Genomic DNA, 19,595 nt, shown 5'->3' on the forward strand with positions numbered 1-19,595 from the left:
CCCGGCGCTGCCGGTCAAGGGATGATCCTTTGGCCGGTGGCGCTGTTTTTTGTGTCCAGTTTGCTTCACCGCCGCCAAAAGCGGGAAAATCACAGGAAAACGGGCAAAAATTTCTCAAAACGCAAAAAGCCAATAAAGCGCGATACATCGATGGATAAACGTGTGACTTTTTCAAAACTAACGTGCAAATCCATCTTCACACGGAACCGTTCCCAAACGTATAGCATTTGGCGTCAAGGCGTGATATTCTGTTGCCACGGAACCTTGAAAACTGAATACCCGGCCGCTGAAGGAGATACGATCTTGCCATGACCCGCAGGGCGAGCGAGACGACGTTGGGGAGACCCCCGGACAGGAACGGATTTGGCGGACCGGCCCTTTATTTGAACTTCATGAGGGAGGTGCTTTTGTGAATGAACAAGAGATCCTCTGTTTTGCGGATATCCAGGCAGAGGAAGTGAAGTGGCTTTGGTATCCTTACATCCCATACGGGAAGATCACCATATTACAGGGCGACCCCGGATGCGGCAAAACCATGGCGGTGCTGTCATTGGCGGCGCTGCTCTCCAAAGGGGAAAGCCTTCCCTTTGAAGAAGCCGTCCGGGAACCCATCAACATCCTGTACCAGACCTCAGAGGACGGCATTGCCGACACTATCAAACCGAGGCTGGAGAGCGCGGGGGCCAACTGCACCCGCATCAAGATCATCAATGAAGAAAAGCGGGCGCTGACCTTCGACGATCCACGGCTGGAGCAAAGCATCCTGCAGGAGAACGCCCGTCTGCTGATCCTCGACCCACTCTCGGCCTACATCGGCCCTACGGTGAGCATGAATCAGGCCAACGAGGTGCGGGGCGCTTTCCGCAGTCTGTACGCCATGGCCCAGCGCACCAGATGCGCCGTGCTGATCGTGGCGCACATGAATAAGATGAGCGGCATCAGCGCCCTGTACCGAACCAGCGGTTCCATCGACATTGCCGGAGCCGTGCGGTCCATTCTGACCGTAACACGATACCAGCGTTCGCCCACACAGCGGGTGCTGGTGCCGGTGAAAAGCAATCTGGCCGCTGCCGGTCCGGCACTGCTGTTTGAGCTGAGCGACCATGTGGAATGGCTGCGGCAGCTGGACGAGGACGCCGAATCCCTTTTGAACGGCTGCGACAGTCTGTCGGAAGCCCCCACCAAGCAACAGCAGGTGGAGGAAGAACTGCCCCGGCTGCTGGAAAAGGGCCCTATACCCAATCAGGAGATCATCCAGCATTTCAAGAGCAAAGGCATCCAGGACCGGACGGTGAATCTGGTCAAAGGCAGGCTGAACATCCGCAGCGTCCGCAAGGGCGACAAGTGGTACTGGCAGCTGAACGCATGAACCAAGGCAACCATGCAAAGGGACGCGCCGCCGCTGCCCCTTGCGTTGTTGCATACTTACCCAAATTGACGAACCAAAAGGAGAACCCATGAAAAACAAAACCAAACAGCGGACCAAAGAAGTGAAGGTCCGCCTGACCGAGGGAGAGCTGGCACGGCTCAACGACAACGTGGCCCTCACCGGGCTGTCCCGGGAGCAGTATCTTCGTCTGCTCATCATCCACAAGACACCCACGGCACTGCCGCCCGCCGATTACCGGCTGTTGCTGCGGCAGATGCAGTGGATGGAAACCCAGCTGAAAGAGCTGGCAGGCAACCAGTCCACCGACGAGAACCGGGAGCAGCTGGACTACACTCTCCAGCTGCTGAACAGCACGGTGCTGCTCATGCAGGGTGCCATGCTGCCCCGGACGTTTTCGCCTTTCACACCCAACACACCCGATGGAAAGGAGGTAAATCCCTATGGAGGGTTTGCAGATTGATTCCCGCTACATTGCCCACAAGCTGATTCAGCGCCTGTATGAGCAGGGCAAGATCAACAAGGCCACCTACGACAATGTGCTGGCCACCTATCCGCTGGTCCCGGCAGTGCCGCTTGCCCCGGGCAAAAAGAAAAAGAAGCGGCATTGAAGAATACCCGTTTGTACATTTCTCAAACAAAAACCAATACGCTACAATGAGCGTACACCAAAGGAGGTTGATCCTATGAGCTTTTTACAGGAATACCGGAACCGGCCCCGAAAGGTGGTCTTTTACGGGCGGGTTTCCACCGAACACGAGGCCCAGGTAGCGGCGCTGGACAATCAGATGGACTGGTACCAGGACCTGGCGGCCAGAAATCCCAACTGGGAGGTGGTGGGCCAGTATGTGGACGAGGGCATCACCGGCACCCAGGCCACCAGGCGTCCGTCCTTCATGCAGATGATCCGGGATGCGGAGCGCGGCAAGTTTGATCTGGTGGTCACCCGCGAGGTCTGCCGCTTCGCCCGCAACACGATGGACACGCTGTTCTACACCCGGAAGCTGAGCAAGCTGGGGGTGGAAGTCTACTTTGCCGCGGACAGCATCTGGACGATGGACAACGAAGGCGAGCTGCGGCTCACCATCATGGCCACCATGGCCCAGGAGGAAAGCCGCAAGACCAGCGAGCGGGTGCGGGCCGGCATCCAGATGAGCCGGGAAAAAGGGGTGCTATTCGGCAACGGCAACATCCTGGGCTACGATCTGGACAAGGCCCACAACACCTACGTCATCAACGAGGAACAGGCCGAGACGGTGCGGATGATCTTTGAACAGTACGCCACCGGCGACGGGCTGGGCAAGGTAGCCAAGGCCCTGATCGCAAAAGGCCGCAAGGATGGCGGCGGGCACATGAAATGGGATTCCAGCAAGATCACCCGCATCCTGCGCAACCCCACCTACATGGGCTACTGCGTCTACAACCGCACCCGGACCACCGACCTGCTGGACCACACCCGGGAGAAGAACAACGACGAGGGAACCTACATCCTGAAAAAGGGAAACTTCACCCCCATCATCGACGAGGCACTCTGGCACCGGTGCAACGACATCCGCCGAAGCCGCCAGCGGAACCTGCTGGACGAGAACGGCAAGCCCCGCAAGTACGGCGGCACCGTCGCCAAGAACGTATGGGTCACCAAGCTGGTGTGCCACTGCGGTTCCAAGCTGCGGCGGTATCTGTGGAACACCAAGGCGGACGGCACCCAGGTCTATGGCTTTGAGTGCTACCGCCACAAGAAGCAATCTGCCCTGTATCTGAAAAAGCACGGCCTGCCCGAGGGCATCTGTGAACTGAAAGCTTTCCCCGAATGGAAGCTGGAACTGATGGCCTTGAAAATCTTCGAGACCGTGTGGGGCAACCGGCGGGAGGCCGTGCTGGAAGCCTGCCGGATGCTCAATGCCTGCTACCGGGAGGAAAGCGCCGACCCGGCCAAGCTGAAAGCGCTGGACAAGCGCATGGACGCCCTGAACCAACGGCTGGACAACCTGATCATGATGAAGGCGTCCAACCAGATCACCCTGAGCCAGTTTGTGGAGCAGAGCAACGAGATCGGCGTTCAGCAGCAGCGGGTCAACAAGGAGAAAACGGAACTGCTGGCCAAGCAGGGGGATCACAAGACGCTGGACATGGATGCCATCGAGGCCAGCCTCTGCGAAGCGGTGAATTTTACCGACGGCATGGTGAGTGAGTGGTTCATCCAGAACTTTGTCCGCCGCATCACACCCATCGACGATACGCGGTTCGCCTGGGTGCTGGATCTGGCGCCCGAACCCCAGACGCTGGTCTGCGAGGTCAACGGGCGGAAGGAATATCCGCGTATTACACTGGAAAGCAATTTATACCGGGGGGCCTGGCCGCCCCCCGGGGCTTCCCGCCAAACCTTTCTGATCAACAGGAACGGTCGGCTGAATGGGGACATTTCGGCGGCGGGATTGGCACAGGACAGGCTGCGTGCAAAAGGCTGTGTTCCGGGAGCACTCCCCTCTCAAAAAAGTGCATGACCGCTTGCATGGAAGCAGTCCCACCTCCTACAATAAAGTTACGGTTCAAGGCGCGGCAGCCAGCCGCGTCTTTTTCCATCTCAAAGCCGAAGCTGTTAGAATGGGAGAGCAAATTGCCTGACATAGCTCACCTTGGGCCGACACGCCCGTAAATGAGTCCGTCAGCCGCCTCTCTCATTCGCAGCATTCGATTTGCGCAGGTTGTACCACCGATTTGCGGTGCGTTCGCGTCACCCAGGAGATTGAACAGGCGATGAGTAAACGGCGGAAAGCCATATCCAATCAGAAGGAGGAGCAAAATGAACGCAGTAGGGATCGACATTTCCAAAGGGAAAAGCACGGTGGCTGCCCTGCGGCCAATGGGTGAAGTGGCATTTCTGCCACAGGAATTTCTCCATACCGAAGTTGGTTTGGAGCAGATGGCTGGCGCCATCGTCGCATTGGGCGAAGATACCCGCGTCATCATGGAATCCACAGGCCGTTACCACGAACCGGTAGCGGCAGCACTACATGAGTACGGGATCTACGTCTGCGTCCTGAATCCGCTGCTCATCAAGCAGAGCGGCGGCGGCTCCATCCGCAAGGTCAAGACCGACAAGGCTGACGCTCTGAAGATTGCAAAGTATGGCCTTGACAACTGGGTGGATCTGCGGGAATATACTCCCATGGATACGATTAGACAACAACTGAAGCTGTGCAGCCGCCAATACAATCTCTACATGAAAACAGTGGTGTCGCTGCAAAACAATCTCATTTCGCTGACCGACAAGACCTTTCCCGGTGTAAACGAGCTTTTCTCCAGCCCAGAGCGTGCTGACGGCCACCAGAAATGGGTGGATTTTGTCATGACCTTCTGGCATTGCGATTGCATCTGCCGTGCCAGCGAAAAGGCGTTTACAGAACGTTACCAGAAGTGGTGCAAACGCAAGGGATACCATTTCAGTGCAGAGAAGGCGCTGGACATTTACGCCGGAAGCTGTGGCCATTTTACGACACTGCCGAAAAACGAGAACACAAAGCTGCTCATTGTCACGGCTGCTCAACAACTTCTGGCGGGAAAGACCACGCTGGCCACTCTGCGGGCGGAAATGACGCGGCTTGCATCCCAACTTCCAGAATACGAAACCGTGTGCGCCATGTACGGCGTTGGGAAAATAACTGCCGCGCAGCTTATGGCCGAAATTGGAGATGTGCGCCGTTTCCCGCGCCGCAGCTCCATCGTGGGCTTTGCAGGTGTTGATCCCGGCGTGGATGAATCCGGCAAGCACAGCGCAAAGAGCGTTCCCACCACAAAGCGAGGCTCACCACATTTGCGTAAAACACTCTACCAAATCATCTGCACATACCTGAAAAAGTCTCCAGCGGATGAGCCGGTGTACCAGTTCCTTGATAAGAAACGCGCAGAGGGCAAGCCCTACTTTGTCTACATGACTGCCGCTCAGAACAAGTTCCTGCGCATCTACTACGCCCGCGTGAAAGAATGCCTGGAGGCTTTTGATACAGAACCTGCTAAGCAATCGTAATCTTTAACAACCGAATTTCTTTCCGGCTGGCGAGATGCTTTCTCTCCGGTCTGGTTTGTTGTACCTTTTTTAGCCTCGCAAAATTTGCGGGACTTTTTTTATTTCATCTATTGACTTTTGTTTGCAGGACTCATTTTCATAACCAAAAGAGGCGGAACCTTCCTGCAGATGGTCCGCCTCTTCCGGGATTGCTATTGGTCATCATTTGCGTAAAAACAGTCAACGCTCCATTCTTCGCTCCGAATCAGTAGCGGCAATAGGAGTGGTTGCACTGTTCGCCGCAGCCGTCGTGAGAATCACAAGTGTCCCCCTGGCACGACGCATTCAGCGTCACGTGCTTCATCTTTTCAGCCAGGTTATCGCCTGCATAAATCAATTCCATTCTTTTCACCTCCTTTGGTTCGGACATTTTCTGTTCTGATGATTCGGTCAATTGCCGGTATCCGCAACATCCGCGCCGACACTCAGGCTGTATTTTTTGTTGACATAGTCGTCCATGTCATATTTGACAGGAGAACATGTCTTCTGTTTTTCCCAGACGCGTTTCAGAATGCATCCTCCCATACACAGCGGAAGAACTTTGCAAGCCAAGCATTCGGGGTCATCCGGGAAACTGCGGGCCAGGAAGGCAGTCGCATTCACGGAAGAGAGCTCAAGCCCTGTCTCCATTGCCGAGAAAACGTTGTCGTAGGCACGGGATGGCGTCCCGATATCATTCCAACATTTGTACATATTCCCCTTCTCATCGAAACAATAGGAATACACTTTGGCCGCATCGCAAAAAGCAAATCGCGCGCGGTTTGCCTTGCTGTTTCCCATAATGCCGTTTTTCTTAAGTACGCCGGAAAATTCCTGCATGGAAAGAACCATGTCATCCACATTCTCGTTGTTGAATTCATATTTCGCCATGTGGGCGCCATAGGCGGACATGTTCACTCCGTTTTCCGCTGCAATGGAATTGATCAGCTGCTTGAGCTGTGTGAATTCCTCCGCATTTTTCTTGTGCAGATTGCTGCGGATCTGAATCTGAATGGGCGTCTTCATCCGGCGCAGGTTGGAGATGATGACATCAAACGATCCTTCGCCATTGGCAAGGACACGCGTTGCATCGTTGGTCTCCTTCATGCCGTCCAGAGTGATCTGGATGCGGCCAACCTGGGCCCGCTCCAAAATGGCCATGTTCTCCGGCGTCAGGAAATATCCATTCGTGGACATGGCGGACGTATAGGAAACACCGTATTTATGGGCAAGTGACAAGAGCTGCTGCGCCATGTGGTCAATGATATCAATCCCAAGCAGCGGCTCTCCGCCGAACCAGTACACAAAAAGCTGCTTGTGATGATGCTCCTGGATGGACTTCTCAATAAACCGGATGATGGCATCCTGCGTTTTTTCGTCCATCATGCCGCTGCCGTGGCGCTCGAAACAATAGGGGCACCGGAAGTTGCACGACAGCGTCGGGGCAATCAGCACGGAGAGAAGTTCACTGTCGGTACAGGTAAGCTTGTTCCCGAGCAAAAGATAGTTCAGCTCGTCAAAATTGTCGATGAGGAACCCATTCTTCAGCAAAAAGGCACGGACATCATCGTGTCCCTCTGTTTCCAGAATGCCTTCATACAAACGCTTGTGTTCTTCATCCAGTTTGACCAGCGCACCCGCCAGGAAATTATACAGCAGATAGGCGTGGGAATCGCCTTTGAGTTCACACAAATGGTTGTACTTTGAATATTGCATCGGCAGCCCTCCCTGCGGACAGCACCGCTTGAAAAGTCCGGATGGCCTGAAATGTGACCATCTTCACAGGATAACAATAAAACCAACTATTTACATTCATTGTATCCAATGAACCCGAACAAGTCAATTGCTGGTACAGTTGTTTTTTCTGCCGGGGCTTTGGGCAGTTTTCAGCACAGCAAGGCAGCCAGACGATCCAGACCTCTCCCCTGCCCCGGGGATCCCACGCAGCGGCTGGGACAGGTGTTGACCGCATGGTCCAGCAGCGGCTGGCCGCCGGATGCGGGGTCCAGGAATGTCTCCATTGCCAGCACGTCCTCCCATGCCCGGTTCAGGAAAGCCACCTCCCGGCGGCCATGGGTCCTGGTCAGGACATCCTCCCCCGCCGCCTGCAGATACCCGGTCACACTTTCGGGCGGGAATCCGGCGGCCAGAAGGCTTTCCCGCAAACCCGTCCGGAACAGGGCCGGCAGGTCCGCCCAGAGCAGCGGCGGCACATCATACCGCACAAAGGTATACCGGCTGTGGCAATGGACCGCCAGCAGGCATTTGCGGCCCCGCAGTTCGATCCCGTGCAGGTCCCAGCAGAAGCGCCGGTCCGGCTGGGTACCGTAGTCCGGCGGTTTCAGCTTCAGAAACCGCTGCAGAGGAAACGTCAGTCCCAGTTCCATCATGGTACCTCGTGGGGAATGGTGATTTTTTCCACCCGGATCTGCCCGTTTTCTGCCTCCGCCATCATCATGGTGATTTCCTGATGAAAACGGCGGGGTCCGCAGGAGCCCGGGTTGAGCCACAGGTGCCCATCCCGCTCTTGGTGCACATACTTATGGGAGTGACCGAACACCACCACGTCCACCCCGCTCAGGTCCGCCGGGAGTTCCTTTTTGTTGTGGACCATGTAAAAGGTCACGCCATCCAGCGTCAGGGTGAGGTCGTGGGGAATGTCCGCGGCCCACTCCTTGTCGTTATTGCCGCGGACAACATGCACAGGTGCATACCGGCGCAGTTCTTCCACGATCTCCGGTTTGTTGATATCACCCCCATGAAGGATGACATCGGCGGTTTTCAGCATCTCCTTGACCTCCGGCCGCAGCAGGCCATGGGTGTCGGACAGAATGGCGATCTTCATATCCGGTTGCCTCCGTTATGACGCTGCAGGAGGTCCCGGCAGAATTGTCGGGCATCCTCCAGGTCCCGAGCATCCGGGTGCCCTTTGGCAACGCCGCCCACCAGACGGAAAGGTCCGAAGGTGCAGTAGCCCCGGCAGCCGAATTCACCCCATACGGGGCAGCCCTTTTCTTCGGCGACCGCAGCGATGGACCTGGTCCCGCTGCCCTTGGCTCCGCCGTAGGTGTAGACAAAAAAGACCGGTTTGCCCGCCGGCAGATACTGTCGGGCAAAATCCACCACCGCTTTCTGAAATTCAAAGCCGGAGATTCCCGCGGCAAACCCGATGCAGTCGTAGTCTTCCAGCCGGACGGTCCGGCAGACGGTCACGTCGATCAGGTCCATTTCCGTTTCCCGGGCCATGGCCTGCAGCACTTTCAGGGTATTGCCATGGTGGCGGGAATAGTAACAAACGGCCATTTTCATTGTGCATCGCCTCCCTGCAAAGTCCATCCGAAGTCATTGTGGTAGATCATCTGGCGGGTCATGCCGCCGTCGATACAGATATTTTCGCCGGTGATGAAGCCCGCCTTGTCGGAGCAGAGATACAGCACCATGTTGGCGATATCCAGCGGGTTGCCCACACGCCCCGCCGGCTGCTGGAACGCATCGGGGCCCTGGTACACGGTATAGTCCGTGTCGATCCAGCCGGGAGAGATGGAATTGACCCGCACTTTCCCTGCCAGACTCACAGCCAGGGCATGGGTCAGGGCCGATATGCCGCCCTTGGCAGCCGTATAGCTTTCGGTCCCGGGCTGGCTCATGCGGTCCCGGGAGGAAGAGATGTTCACGATGGCAGCGCCGGGGGCAAAGTGCGGCGCAAACAGTTTGGTCAGGTAAAACGGCGCCGTGACCCCCACCCGCAGGGCGTAGTTGAACTCCTCATAACTGCAGGAATCCAGCCCTTTCATCAAAGGCAGGGCGTTGTTGATCAGGTAATCCACATGGCCATGGTCCTCCACGACCTTGCGGGCAAAGGACTCCAGGACCTGCTGGTCGGCCAGATCCCCCACATAGTACCCGTTGGGCAGCAGATCAATGATGCAGACTTTTGCCCCCGCCTTGCGGAATTCCTCCGCAATGGCTTTGCCGATGCCTTTGGCACCGCCGGTGACAACAGCCACTTTGTTTGTAAACATGGTTTGCTCCTTATTCTCGGTCATTCTGCGTCCGACTCAGATGATGATGCCGTCACAGTGGTCGATTTCATGCTGGATGATCTGGGCTGTCCATCCGGTGAACTTTTTGATTCGCTGCTGAAATTTTTCATTCTGCCACCTGACCTTGATGCTCTTCCACCGTTTGGCCGGACGTACCCCGGTAAGGGACAGGCATCCTTCCTCTGTCTGGTAGGGTCCGGTTTTCTGGATGATCTCCGGGTTGAACATGACCATATAACGGCCCTCGTTGTCAAAGGCAATGATGCGCTTGTTGACCCCGATCATATTGGCGGCCATGCCCACACAGCCCGCCTGATGATGTTCCAGCGTTTCCAGCAGGTCCTCTGCCACCGGCAGGTCCGCCGGGGTGGCCGGCGCTGATTTTTGGGCCAGGAACGACTCGTCCCGGCAGATATCCCGTATCATTTTTTGGTCTCCTCCTGTTGCTTGATGACAGCGGCAATGGTCTCGGCCGCCACACGGGCTCCCTCTTCATTGGGGTGAACCCCGTCGAACTCATACAGGTCCCTGGTCTGGGACAAGGCACTGAACCGGCTGCCCACATCCGCCAGCAGCGCATGATTCTCCCGAGCGGCCTGCCGGTAGGCGTCGGACAATCCCTTAGCCATTTCCTCATAGGTCCAGCCCTTGTCGGCCAGTTCGGCCCCATCCCGTCGGTAGGCCCAGGTGGCATACAACACCGGCACGGCCCCGTTTGCCCGGATTTTCTCACAGAGCTGCCGCACACTGGAAAAGAATCGCTCCGGCGTGGTGATCGGGCCATGGCTCATCTCCTGCAGCACCACATAGTCCCAGTGCTCCTCCGTCAGTGCCTTCCGGGTCATGGCGCCCAGCCGGGTCTTCGGGTTCAGCTGTTCCGCCAGCCGCGCACCGCCGCGGGTATGCTGCACCACCTCCGCACCGGTCAGTCCGGCCAGAAGCTCCGGCATACGGTTGGTGAAAGTCAGGCTGTTGCCCAGCATCAGTATCCTCATGGTCATCCCCCTTTTTGTAACTTATTCTTTGCAGTCAGGAAGTCCTGCCGAAACTTGTACGACAAAGAGACCGGCGCTGCGTTGGGCCGTGTCTGCCTGCCGCTTTACCGCAGGCCGTAATCCCGCAGGCAGCGCCGGATCCCGTCCGCGGTATCATCAAACACCACGCCGCCCTTGCGGGCCCTGGCAGTGTTCATGGACAGATTGCGGGCACGGTCCCCCGGTACAAGTTCGGGCGCCACCTGCAGGGCTGCACAGAACCGCCAGGCCGTTTCCAGCATATCCAGGTCGTTTTCGCTGCCGAAGTTATAGACCCCGCCGGACAGTTCCAGCACGGGCAGCAGGTTTTCCACCGCCTGACGCACATAGGTGACACCGCGGTAATCTCCGGGGGAGAAGGTCAGGGACTGGCCGTGCAGGGCGGCGTGAAGCAGATTCAAGGGCAGGTTGCCCCGGATGGGCAGACCGTACCCGGGCAGATCATACAGCCAGGTGGCCCGCAGCAGCACCGCATCCGGCAGAGCGTCCAGCACCCGCTGTTCCATCTCCAGTTTGTGGCGGCCGTAGACGTTGGCGGGCGTCAGCGGGAGTTCTTCCGACAGAGAGCCGTGCAGCTCCACGCCGGCATAGACCTGGTCGGAACTGAACGCCACCAGCTTGCTCCCCTGCCCTGCCGCCGCTTTGGCCAGCCAGAGCGGCAGCTGCACATTGGCGCGATAAGATTCTTCCGGGTGGGCTTCACAGTAACCGGTATCGGACAATGCCGCCGTGTTCAGGATGGCATCGGGGCAGGTTTCGGCCACCAGGCGGGCGATGTCGGATTCGGTGGCCCGGGCCATAAGGCCGCGGGGCGCCGGGATCAGTTCCAGCCTTCCGGCCAGCTGCGCCATCACCCGGGCCCCCACAAACCCGCCGGAACCGGTCAAAAGAACACGTTTCATCGGGAAACTCCTTTCTGCCGGGGGAGGGAAAAAATTCACCAGGCAGTTGCATTTTTTTCATTGTACCACAGGGGCCGTTTTTTGGCTATCCGGGGTTTACCCGCTCCTTTGCCATAGGGTATAATGGGACACAACGATTACGAAAGTACGAGGAACTCTATGATGAAAAAACTGACGCTGCGTCAGCTGCTGACCGTGGCCACCATGCTGTTCGGGCTGTTTTTCGGCGCCGGCAACCTGATTTTTCCCGCCGCCGTGGGGCAGATGGCAGGGCGGGACCTGTGGTGGGCATCGGCGGGACTGCTGATCACCGGTGTGGGCCTGCCCCTGCTGGGTGTGGCCGCCCTGGGCATCAGCCGCAAGGAAGGATTGTTTGCCCTGAGCAGCCGGTTGGGCCGGGGATACGGATTTTTCTTCACCTGTGTCCTGTACCTGACCATCGGGCCATTTTTCGCCATTCCCCGCTGCGCCACCGTCTCCTACACGGTGGGCATTGAGCGTCTGCTGCCCCAGGGCGGCAGCGCGGCGCTGGCCATCTTTTCCCTGGTCTTTTTCGGGGCGGTGCTCTTCTTCTCCCTGCGGCCCGGAGAGATCCTGACCTGGGTGGGCAAAGTGCTCACCCCGCTGTTTCTCTGTTTTTTGGCCGTGCTGGTGGTGCGCGCCCTGACCGCACCGCTGGGAGATGTGAGCCTGGTAGAGCCTTCCGGCAGCTACGCCGCCAACGCCTTTACCGCCGGGGTCCTGGAAGGGTACAACACCATGGATGCCCTGGCCAGTCTGGCCTTCGGCATCATTGTGGTCAATGCCATCCGCAGCCTGGGGGTGGAGGAACCCGGCGCGGTGGCCAGGAGCACCGTACTGGCCGGACTGTTCAGTTCCCTGTTCATGGGGCTGATCTATGTGCTGGTCATTGTGATGGGCGCCCAGAGCCGGGGCGTGTTCCCGGTTTCGGCCAACGGCGGCGAGGCCCTGGCCCTGATTGCCGAGCACTACTTCGGCGGCGTGGGTGCCCTGATCCTGGCCGCCACCGTCACCCTGGCCTGCCTGAAAACGGCGGTGGGCCTGATCACCAGCTGCAGCGAAACTTTTGTGCAGCTGTTCCCTGCCGGACCTTCCTACCGGGTGTGGGCCATCGGGTTCTGTGTGGTTTCCTTCCTGATTGCCAACCTGGGCCTGAACGCCATCCTGGCCTACTCCACCCCGGTGCTCATGTTCCTGTACCCCTTGTCCATTGTGCTGATCCTGCTCACCCTGGGCGGCGGGCTCTTCGGCAATGACCGGGGCGTACTGCGGTGGGCCATCGGTTTCACCATGGCGGCGGCCATCATCGACCTGCTGCGCACCCTGCCGGAAACCACCCGCACACTGCTTCACCTGGAACCGCTGGTGAACGCCGCCGAAAACTGGCTGCCGTTGTGCAAACTGGGATTCGGCTGGGTCTGCCCTGCCATCCTCGGACTGGTCATCGGGCTGGCGCTGCGCCGGGTCCGCCGGACAGCCTGAATCTTCTTACATCCATCCCCACAAAGAACACCCCTCTGCCGCAGCGCTTTTGCAGCAGAGGGGTGTTTTTGTATGGGACGATATGCGTCAGACGCAGGCGCGGGCAGCGGGTATGGCGGCGGAAACCCGGGCTCCATGCAAGGCCGGGTCCGGCAGAAAAGCCTGCCGCAGTTCGGCCACCGAGGGGAAGATCCAGGTGGGCTTGTCGGCGCTGGCCGCCACGTCGGCTTCGGTGGCTTCCCCGCTGAGGACCAGAGCGGTGTCCACCCCGGCACGCAGACCGCAGGCGATATCGGTGTAGAGACGGTCCCCCACCACCAGGGCTTCCGCCGGGGTGCAGCCGGTGTTCTGCAGGGCATACTGCACCATGGCCGGTTCCGGTTTGCCCAGGAATTTGGGGTTGCGGTGGGTGGCGGTCTCGATCATGTTGCAGATGGCGCCGCAGTCCGGCAGATACCCGAAGTCCACCGGGCAGACCAGGTCCGGGTTGGTGGCGATGTAATCCAGCTGGCGGGTGGTCAGCAGCAGGCAGACATCCTTGATCTTCTCATAGTTCAGAGCATTGTCGTAGGAGACCAGCACGCAGGTGATGGCCTTGTCCGAGGCATCAGTGGTGATATTCAGGCCGTTCTGGCGGCATTCCCGGATGAAGGAGTCGGTGGCCAGGGCATAGATATGCTGTCCGGCATAGTGTTCTTTCAGATACCGGATGGTGGCGTAGGCGGCGGTCAGGTAGTTGTCCGGGGTGGTCTCCACCCCCAGGGTGCGGAAAAAGCGGATATAATCCGCCGTTCCCCGGGTGGCGTTGTTGGTGATGAAGACAAACTTGCCGCCGCTGCGCCGCACCGCCTGCAGAAACGCCCCTGCCCCGGGGATCAGGGCATTGCCCCGGCAGATGGTGCCGTCAATGTCCAGCAGGAACAGGCGCTTTTTCATGGGAGTCACTCTCCCAGACGGCTGCGCACCGCCAGGGCCAGTTTGGGGTCGTTGGTGATGACATCGGCGCCTTCCTCCATGAGCCAGCGCAGGTCCTCCTCCCCGTTGACCGTCCAGACCCGCACGGCCAGACCGCTGTCCAGGTAGGTCCGGAGCAGGCTGCCCATCTTGACGCAGTACAGGCCGGGGTGCAGTCCGCCTACGCCCCGCTGCGCGGCATACTGCTCCATATCGCAGGGAATGTCCCCGAAGAGGTAGGCGGTCTGGGCGTCCGGGTCCAGACGGCGCACTTCGGCGATGCTGTAATGGTTGAAGGAGGAGTAGATGATGCGGTCCTGCATGCCCAGTTCGGCCACCAGGTCCAGGGTCTTTTTCTCGATGCCCTCATACCACAGGATGCCGGTCTTGAGCTCGATGTTCACCAGCATTTTACCGGGCTTGACCTGCTCCAGCACCTCCCGCAAAGTGGGAATGCGGACCTCCTCATAGCCGGTCATGCCATTATCCGCACAGAAGGTCTTGAGTTCGGCCAGAGTGTAATCTTTCACCAGGCCGATTCCGTTGGTGGTACGGTTCAGCTTTTCGTCGTGAATGACCACCAGTTCCCCGTCTTTGGTCAGATGCACATCCAGTTCGATGCCGTCGGCCCCCTGCTTTTCGGCCAGAATGAAGGCGGGCAGGGTGTTTTCCGGCGCGTAGGCACTGGCGCCGCGATGGGCGTATACTTTCACATTTTTCATATACCAAGTTTCCTTTCCTGCACAAAAACCGGGAAAAGCCGTGCCTTTCCCGGTCAGTGCTCTCTATACGGGTTATCCGTTGATCAGGTTGTAATTCTCGATGGAGTCGTTCACCTGCTCGGTGATGGCCTTGACGGCGTCCTCGGCGCTCTGGCTGCCGTTGAGCATCTCCTCGATCTCGGTCTCCACGATCTGGCGGGATTCGGGGAAGACGCTGAGCAGGGCGCCGGCGTACTGGGGCGCGGAATCATGCAGCTGGTCGATGGCCGTCTGGAACTGGGGATACTGCTCCATGTTCTGCTTGTACACTTCCTCATCCGCTGCGGCGGTGGTCACCGGGAAGTAACCGGTCTGGGCGTTCCAGTAAGCCTGGGATTCGGGGGAGATCAGGAACTCGATGAAGCGCCAGGTGGCGGCCAGCTTGACGGGGTCGTTGTTGTTCAGTGCCCACAGAGAACCGCCGCCGATGGACACGCCGCCTTCATCGGAAGCGCTGACCGCCGGGAAGTAGGCGGTGCCCACCTCAAAGGAGTCACCGGTATCCTGGAGGACCTGCTTCAGGGAAGCGGTGGAGCCCAGCATCATGGCCGCCTTGCCGGAGGTGAAGTCGGTGGTGGCGGTATCGCTGCCGCTGCGGCCCACGTTGGGGGCGTAGCCTTCATCGTACAGCTTCTTCCAGGCGTTGAGGATATTCAGGGCGCCGCCGTTCTCGTCAAAGACCACCTTGGTGGCAGGGGCGGTGCGACCATTGCCGTTGTCCACCATTTCCAGGCCCTGCTTGCACAGGAACTGCTCGAACCACCAGCCGTACACGCTCATGGCCAGCACTTCCTGGGTGCCGGCCTTCTCCTTCAGCTGGTCGCCCACCTCGGCGATCTCGTCCAGGCTGGTGGGAACTTCGGTGATGCCGGCAGCATCAAACATATCCTTGTTGTAGTACAGCAGCGGGGTGGAAGAGTTGAAGGGCATGGAATACAGCCCCGCGTCGGTGGTGTAGTAGGCGGCAATGTTGGGCTCGATCTGGGACAGGTCATACCCGGCAGCGTCAATGAGCTGCTGCATGGGGATGACCCAGCCGGAGTCGATCATAAAGCGGGTGCCGATGTCGTAGATCTGGACCAGGTCGGCGCCCATGTTGCCGATCTGGGCACTCTTGAGCTTGTTGATGGCGTCATCGTAGCTGCCCTGGTAGACCGCTTCCACCGTGATGCCGTACTGGTTTTCCTGATTGAACTTGTCCACAAGGGCGGTCATGGCTTCGCCGTTGACGCCGCCCATGGAATGCCAGAAGGTGATGGTGGTGCCGGTGGTGTCCAGGGTGTTGAAGTCGTCCCCGATGAGCTGGGCAGCGGCCTGGGCCTCCGCGTCAGCCGCCGTGCTGGCGGTGTCGGCGGTGGCGGTGCTGTTCTGGGTGGAACCGCAGCCCGCCAGGGGCACGGCAACGAGGGCGGCGGCCATCAGGCCGGCCAGGATCTTTTTGGCTTTCATCTTACACTCTCCTACAATATCACATTTGTCAACAGAAATCTATGTCAGGCGGGATATCCCGCCGCAACAGCGAACTTAGCCCTTGACGGCGCCGGAGAACATACCCTTGATGAGCTGCTTCTGGCCGGCAATGAAGATGACCATGCTGGGAATGATGACCGAAACCACACCGGCCATCATCAGGGTGACCGACTGGGCGTCGGTGTTGTCCAGCATGCTGATGCCGATCTGGACGGTGCGCATCTCCTGGGAGCCGGTGACCAGCAGCGGCCACATGTACATGTTCCAGGCGTTGATGAAGGTGTACACCGACATGGCACCGATGGCGGACTTGGTCAGAGGCAGCAGGATGCTGACGATGAACCGCAGGTTGCCGCAGCCGTCCAGCTTGGCGGACTCATACAGGGACATGGGGAAGGTCATGTAGAACTGGCGGAACAGGAAGATGCCCATGGCGGAGGTCAGGGAGGGCAGGATCAGCACCAGGTAGGTGTCCAGGATGCCCAGGGAACTGACGGTCAGGTAGTTGGAGATGATGGTGGCTTCCCCGGGGACCATCATGGTGGCCATGACCAGCATGAACAGCAGATTTTTGCCCTTGAAGTTCAGGAAGGAGAAGGCAAAGGCGGCCAGGGAGCAGGTGATGATCTGGCCCAGGGTGATGCAGCCCGCCACAATAAAGGAGTTGAGCACAAAGCGCAGCAGGGGCACCTGGGTCCAGGCGCGGATGTAGTTGCCGAAATCCGGATGCTTTGGCAGCAAATTCATCTCCATGGTGAAGAGTTCCTCACCGGGCATGAGGGAGACGCTGACCGCGTACAGCAGCGGGAAGAGGATGAACAGCGCCATGATCACGTTGAGCACGATCAGCACGCCGGTGCGGATGCGGCGGCGGCGCAGAGCCGCCAGACCCATGCGGCGGTGCAGGGCGGCCAGTTCCTCCTGGGTGTAATCGGCACGGCGGAGGGTGGCGCCGGTGGGATTTTTCAGAGTTGCGGTGGTATCCATCAGTATTTGACTCCCTTCTTTTCGACCTTGAACATGACCAGCGTCAGCGCCATGATGATGAGGAACAGGATCACGGACTGCGCCGCCGCGCTGCCGAACTTGTAGTTGAAGAAGGCGTCGCGGTAGATGGAGTAGACGATCAGGTTGGTGGACTCGCCGGGGCCGCCCTGGGTCAGGATCTTGACCTGGCCGAAGGACTGGAAGGCCTGGATGATGTTGACCACCAGGGTGTAGAACATGATGGGGCTCAGACCCGGCAGGGTGAGGCGGAAGAACTTCTGGATGCCGCTGGCGCCGTCCACCGAAGCGCGCTCGTAGATGGATTCATCGATGTTGCCCAGACCCGCGGAGAAGTACAGAAAGTTGATGCCGCTGTTCAGCCATGCAGTGAGCACGGCCACGCAGATCAGGGCGTAGCGGGGGTCGCTGATCCAGTTGATGTCCAGACCGGTGACCTTGTTGAACAGGCCGATGGTGGGGTTCAGGATGACCTTGAAGATCATGGCCGCGCCGCTGGAGGCAATGGCCATGGGCAGGGCGTAGGAGGTGCTGAAAGCCCGGATGCCCGGGAAGGTCTTGCTGCACAGCACCGCCGCGATGAGCCCCAGCAGCATGCTGCCGAACACCACGATGACCACAAAGATCAGGGTGACGATGATGCTGTTGTAAAAGCTTTCGGAGGTGAGCAGGTCGATGTAGTTCTGGGCCCCCACAAAGATCTTGGCCCGCCCCAGCTTGTCGGTCAGGAACATGCTCAGGTAGATGGTCTTGACAAAGGGGTAGAACAGAAACATGGCAAAGATGGCAAAACAGGGGATCAGGTAGGCATAAGGGCTGCAGCCCTTGAGTTTTTCCGCAAAGGATTTCATGCTTCGTTCCTCCACTGATAGAAAAGATTCTGTTCGGTCTCGCCGTCAAAGAAGTGGGCGTTGGCCATATTCAGATACAGGGTGGCCTGCTCACCGGCCCGGGCACCATGGTCCGGGTCCAGTCGGGCAGCAAACTCGCCGTCCTCGTTTTCCAGATGAACGATGGCCTCGTTGCCCAGGGATTCGCAGGCGGTGACGGTCCCCTTCATCTCGCCGTACACCTTGCCGCGGGCAGGCGCGGCGCAGATATCCTCCGGCCGGATGCCCAGCACCAGGGCCCGGTTGTCATGCTGGGGCCACAGCACATGGGCCTGGTCCTCGGTCAGGGGGAAGATCTCGCCCCCTTCGGTGAGGAAGGCGGCGCCTTTGCCGGCCCGCTTGACCTGTCCCCGCAGGAAGTTCATGGCCGGAGAGCCGATGAAGCCCGCCACAAACATGTTGGTGGGATGGTTGTACAGGTCGATGGGGGTGGCCACCTGTTGGATGTACCCCGCTTTCATGACCACGATGCGGTCGGCCAGGGTCATGGCTTCGGTCTGGTCGTGGGTGACGTAGATGGTGGTGATGCCCAGCTTGTGGTGCAGGTCCGCCAGTTCCACCCGCATGTGGGTGCGCAGCTTGGCATCCAGGTTGGACAGGGGCTCGTCCATCAGGAAGGCTTTTGGCTTGCGCATGATGGCGCTGCCGATGGCCACCCGCTGCTTCTGGCCGCCGGAAAGAGCCGACGGACGGCGGTTGAGCAGGTTGGAGATGCCCAGCATCTCGGCGGTTTCCTCCACACGGCGGCGGATCTCCTTTTTGGGGACCTTGCGCACCGACAAAGAGAAGGCCATGTTGTCGTACACCGACATCTGGGGGTACAGGGCATAGTTCTGGAACACCATGGACAGGTCCCGCTCCCCGGGTTCGGCGTAGTTGCACAGCTCATCCCCGATCCACAGCTCGCCCTTGGAGATATCCTCCAATCCGGCGATCATCCGCAGGGTGGTGGATTTGCCGCAGCCGGAAGGCCCCACAAAAACCACAAACTCCCCGTCACGGATACGCAGGGAAAAATCACTTACCGCATACTGGTTCTTCTCGAACACTTTGCATACATCTTTCAATACGATCTCAGCCATAGAAGATCCCGTTTCCTCCTCCGGTAACAATCACTGACAGAAGGGCGCTTTTTGTGCCCGTTGGATATGATACCGCAATCGGATGGGCTTTGTCGTTCATGATTCCGTAAAATCTCCGAAAACATTCCAGCACGCAGCTTTATGCACAGATACGTTAAATTTTGTTTTTGTGTCCGGTCTTTCTCCCCTGCCTTTTACCGTTGCTTTACCCGGCAGCCCACTTTCCTTGCCGGAAGTTGACAAATTCTTTTCTTTGGCATGCAAGGGGGCCTCTGTCCCCTGCGGGAAATTTTTCCATCAAAAAAGGCCCGCCGCAGAGCAAACTTTCTGCGGCGGGCCCTTTTTGGGTTATGAAGAAAATAAAAACGCCCCGGTCCATGACCGGGGCATGTGTCTGGTGGAGGATGGGGGACTCGAACCCTCGACCTCTGCGATGTGAACGCAGCGCTCTAACCAGCTGAGCTAATCATCCGTAACGACATGTGTTATTATAGCGCATGCCGGGATGTTTGTCAAGCA

22 protein-coding genes and 1 tRNA gene are annotated in these 19,595 nt (G+C 58.6%); 6 read left to right on the forward strand and 17 right to left on the reverse strand.

Going from position 1 to position 19,595, the window contains the following annotated elements:
• Positions 1-409 precede the first annotated feature (409 nt).
• From AC127K_RS02860 to AC127K_RS02880, 5 genes are all read left to right on the forward strand, one after another.
• Positions 410-1,369, forward strand: a complete 960-nt coding sequence (locus tag AC127K_RS02860; RefSeq protein ID WP_483721493.1) for an AAA family ATPase — start codon at positions 410-412, stop codon at positions 1,367-1,369.
• Positions 1,370-1,457: 88 nt separating this feature from the next.
• Positions 1,458-1,850 (forward strand): plasmid mobilization protein, encoded by a 393-nt coding sequence (locus tag AC127K_RS02865; RefSeq protein ID WP_330030507.1) that lies wholly within the window; start codon positions 1,458-1,460, stop codon positions 1,848-1,850.
• The gene (locus AC127K_RS02870; protein WP_483721494.1) at positions 1,831-1,998 is read left to right on the forward strand and encodes a hypothetical protein; all 168 of its coding nucleotides are present in this window, start codon (positions 1,831-1,833) and stop codon (positions 1,996-1,998) included. The genes AC127K_RS02865 and AC127K_RS02870 overlap by 20 nt, the downstream gene beginning before the upstream one ends.
• A gap of 75 nt (positions 1,999-2,073) precedes the next feature.
• Complete coding sequence (locus AC127K_RS02875) at positions 2,074-3,891, forward strand: recombinase family protein (protein WP_483721495.1); 1,818 nt, start codon at positions 2,074-2,076, stop codon at positions 3,889-3,891.
• 299 nt (positions 3,892-4,190) lie between these two features.
• A complete protein-coding gene (locus AC127K_RS02880) occupies positions 4,191-5,414 on the forward strand; it encodes an IS110 family RNA-guided transposase (RefSeq protein ID WP_087185407.1) in 1,224 nt (407 codons plus the stop codon).
• Between the two features lie 244 nt (positions 5,415-5,658).
• Here AC127K_RS02880 and AC127K_RS02885 read toward each other — a convergent pair whose 3' ends face one another.
• The 9 genes from AC127K_RS02885 to AC127K_RS02925 form a co-directional block, all read right to left on the reverse strand.
• Positions 5,659-5,796: a hypothetical protein gene (locus AC127K_RS02885; protein WP_294540931.1), complete on the reverse strand. Its 138-nt coding sequence runs from the start codon at positions 5,794-5,796 to the stop codon at positions 5,659-5,661.
• 47 nt (positions 5,797-5,843) lie between these two features.
• Positions 5,844-7,148 (reverse strand): radical SAM protein, encoded by a 1,305-nt coding sequence (locus tag AC127K_RS02890; RefSeq protein ID WP_483721496.1) that lies wholly within the window; start codon positions 7,146-7,148, stop codon positions 5,844-5,846.
• A 170-nt stretch (positions 7,149-7,318) separates the two neighbouring features.
• Positions 7,319-7,822: a DUF6933 domain-containing protein gene (locus tag AC127K_RS02895; protein ID WP_483721497.1), complete on the reverse strand. Its 504-nt coding sequence runs from the start codon at positions 7,820-7,822 to the stop codon at positions 7,319-7,321.
• Entirely contained in the window at positions 7,819-8,277 is a 459-nt protein-coding gene (locus tag AC127K_RS02900; RefSeq protein ID WP_483721498.1) for a metallophosphoesterase family protein, read from the reverse strand. The genes AC127K_RS02895 and AC127K_RS02900 overlap by 4 nt, the downstream gene beginning before the upstream one ends.
• On the reverse strand, positions 8,274-8,741 hold the full coding sequence (locus AC127K_RS02905; RefSeq protein WP_483721499.1) for a flavodoxin domain-containing protein: 468 nt from the start codon (positions 8,739-8,741) through the stop codon (positions 8,274-8,276). Before AC127K_RS02905 ends, AC127K_RS02900 begins: the two co-directional genes overlap by 4 nt.
• The gene (locus AC127K_RS02910) at positions 8,738-9,454 is read right to left on the reverse strand and encodes an SDR family oxidoreductase (protein ID WP_483721500.1); all 717 of its coding nucleotides are present in this window, start codon (positions 9,452-9,454) and stop codon (positions 8,738-8,740) included. The genes AC127K_RS02905 and AC127K_RS02910 overlap by 4 nt, the downstream gene beginning before the upstream one ends.
• Positions 9,455-9,490: 36 nt before the next feature.
• Positions 9,491-9,901 carry a peptide deformylase gene (locus tag AC127K_RS02915; RefSeq protein ID WP_483721501.1) on the reverse strand — a complete coding sequence of 137 codons (411 nt, stop codon included), beginning with the start codon at positions 9,899-9,901 and terminating at the stop codon, positions 9,491-9,493.
• Entirely contained in the window at positions 9,898-10,470 is a 573-nt protein-coding gene (locus AC127K_RS02920) for an SGNH/GDSL hydrolase family protein (RefSeq protein WP_294540944.1), read from the reverse strand. The genes AC127K_RS02915 and AC127K_RS02920 overlap by 4 nt, the downstream gene beginning before the upstream one ends.
• Positions 10,471-10,574: 104 nt before the next feature.
• Positions 10,575-11,411: an SDR family oxidoreductase gene (locus tag AC127K_RS02925; protein ID WP_483721502.1), complete on the reverse strand. Its 837-nt coding sequence runs from the start codon at positions 11,409-11,411 to the stop codon at positions 10,575-10,577.
• 159 nt (positions 11,412-11,570) lie between these two features.
• Here AC127K_RS02925 and brnQ point away from each other — a divergent pair, with 159 nt between their 5' ends.
• Positions 11,571-12,914: a branched-chain amino acid transport system II carrier protein gene (gene brnQ, locus AC127K_RS02930; protein WP_483721503.1), complete on the forward strand. Its 1,344-nt coding sequence runs from the start codon at positions 11,571-11,573 to the stop codon at positions 12,912-12,914.
• An 87-nt stretch (positions 12,915-13,001) separates the two neighbouring features.
• Here the strand turns inward: brnQ and AC127K_RS02935 are convergent, their stop codons facing one another.
• From AC127K_RS02935 to AC127K_RS02970, 8 genes are all read right to left on the reverse strand, one after another.
• Positions 13,002-13,850, reverse strand: a complete 849-nt coding sequence (locus tag AC127K_RS02935) for an HAD-IIA family hydrolase (protein WP_483721504.1) — start codon at positions 13,848-13,850, stop codon at positions 13,002-13,004.
• 5 nt (positions 13,851-13,855) lie between these two features.
• Positions 13,856-14,590: a glycerophosphodiester phosphodiesterase gene (locus AC127K_RS02940; RefSeq protein WP_294540952.1), complete on the reverse strand. Its 735-nt coding sequence runs from the start codon at positions 14,588-14,590 to the stop codon at positions 13,856-13,858.
• Positions 14,591-14,662: 72 nt separating this feature from the next.
• The gene (locus tag AC127K_RS02945) at positions 14,663-16,078 is read right to left on the reverse strand and encodes an ABC transporter substrate-binding protein (protein ID WP_483721505.1); all 1,416 of its coding nucleotides are present in this window, start codon (positions 16,076-16,078) and stop codon (positions 14,663-14,665) included.
• A gap of 75 nt (positions 16,079-16,153) precedes the next feature.
• Complete coding sequence (locus AC127K_RS02950) at positions 16,154-17,086, reverse strand: carbohydrate ABC transporter permease (RefSeq protein ID WP_483721506.1); 933 nt, start codon at positions 17,084-17,086, stop codon at positions 16,154-16,156.
• Positions 17,086-17,955: a carbohydrate ABC transporter permease gene (locus AC127K_RS02955; RefSeq protein ID WP_294540956.1), complete on the reverse strand. Its 870-nt coding sequence runs from the start codon at positions 17,953-17,955 to the stop codon at positions 17,086-17,088. The genes AC127K_RS02950 and AC127K_RS02955 overlap by 1 nt, the downstream gene beginning before the upstream one ends.
• Positions 17,952-19,076, reverse strand: a complete 1,125-nt coding sequence (locus tag AC127K_RS02960) for an ABC transporter ATP-binding protein (protein WP_294540958.1) — start codon at positions 19,074-19,076, stop codon at positions 17,952-17,954. Before AC127K_RS02960 ends, AC127K_RS02955 begins: the two co-directional genes overlap by 4 nt.
• Before the next feature lie 96 nt (positions 19,077-19,172).
• Positions 19,173-19,340: a hypothetical protein gene (locus AC127K_RS02965; protein ID WP_483721507.1), complete on the reverse strand. Its 168-nt coding sequence runs from the start codon at positions 19,338-19,340 to the stop codon at positions 19,173-19,175.
• Positions 19,341-19,471: 131 nt separating this feature from the next.
• A tRNA-Val gene (locus AC127K_RS02970) sits at positions 19,472-19,548 on the reverse strand.
• Between the last annotated feature and the right edge of the window lie 47 nt (positions 19,549-19,595).

This window comes from Subdoligranulum sp. DSM 23681, assembly GCF_057005535.1.

Bases quoted from the DNA above. Each gene is read 5' to 3' on its own strand.
- AC127K_RS02865 (WP_330030507.1), top strand. From the start codon at position 1,458: ATGAAAAACAAAACCAAACAGCGGACCAAAGAAGTGAAGGTCCGCCTG.
- AC127K_RS02870 (WP_483721494.1), top strand. From the start codon at position 1,831: ATGGAGGGTTTGCAGATTGATTCCCGCTACATTGCCCACAAGCTGATT.
- AC127K_RS02875 (WP_483721495.1), top strand. From the start codon at position 2,074: ATGAGCTTTTTACAGGAATACCGGAACCGGCCCCGAAAGGTGGTCTTT.
- AC127K_RS02880 (WP_087185407.1), top strand. From the start codon at position 4,191: ATGAACGCAGTAGGGATCGACATTTCCAAAGGGAAAAGCACGGTGGCT.
- AC127K_RS02885 (WP_294540931.1), bottom strand. From the start codon at position 5,796: ATGGAATTGATTTATGCAGGCGATAACCTGGCTGAAAAGATGAAGCAC.
- AC127K_RS02890 (WP_483721496.1), bottom strand. From the start codon at position 7,148: ATGCAATATTCAAAGTACAACCATTTGTGTGAACTCAAAGGCGATTCC.
- AC127K_RS02895 (WP_483721497.1), bottom strand. From the start codon at position 7,822: ATGATGGAACTGGGACTGACGTTTCCTCTGCAGCGGTTTCTGAAGCTG.
- AC127K_RS02900 (WP_483721498.1), bottom strand. From the start codon at position 8,277: ATGAAGATCGCCATTCTGTCCGACACCCATGGCCTGCTGCGGCCGGAG.
- AC127K_RS02905 (WP_483721499.1), bottom strand. From the start codon at position 8,741: ATGAAAATGGCCGTTTGTTACTATTCCCGCCACCATGGCAATACCCTG.
- AC127K_RS02910 (WP_483721500.1), bottom strand. From the start codon at position 9,454: ATGTTTACAAACAAAGTGGCTGTTGTCACCGGCGGTGCCAAAGGCATC.
- AC127K_RS02915 (WP_483721501.1), bottom strand. From the start codon at position 9,901: ATGATACGGGATATCTGCCGGGACGAGTCGTTCCTGGCCCAAAAATCA.
- AC127K_RS02920 (WP_294540944.1), bottom strand. From the start codon at position 10,470: ATGAGGATACTGATGCTGGGCAACAGCCTGACTTTCACCAACCGTATG.
- AC127K_RS02925 (WP_483721502.1), bottom strand. From the start codon at position 11,411: ATGAAACGTGTTCTTTTGACCGGTTCCGGCGGGTTTGTGGGGGCCCGG.
- brnQ (WP_483721503.1), top strand. From the start codon at position 11,571: ATGATGAAAAAACTGACGCTGCGTCAGCTGCTGACCGTGGCCACCATG.
- AC127K_RS02935 (WP_483721504.1), bottom strand. From the start codon at position 13,850: ATGAAAAAGCGCCTGTTCCTGCTGGACATTGACGGCACCATCTGCCGG.
- AC127K_RS02940 (WP_294540952.1), bottom strand. From the start codon at position 14,590: ATGAAAAATGTGAAAGTATACGCCCATCGCGGCGCCAGTGCCTACGCG.
- AC127K_RS02945 (WP_483721505.1), bottom strand. From the start codon at position 16,078: ATGAAAGCCAAAAAGATCCTGGCCGGCCTGATGGCCGCCGCCCTCGTT.
- AC127K_RS02950 (WP_483721506.1), bottom strand. From the start codon at position 17,086: ATGGATACCACCGCAACTCTGAAAAATCCCACCGGCGCCACCCTCCGC.
- AC127K_RS02955 (WP_294540956.1), bottom strand. From the start codon at position 17,955: ATGAAATCCTTTGCGGAAAAACTCAAGGGCTGCAGCCCTTATGCCTAC.
- AC127K_RS02960 (WP_294540958.1), bottom strand. From the start codon at position 19,076: ATGGCTGAGATCGTATTGAAAGATGTATGCAAAGTGTTCGAGAAGAAC.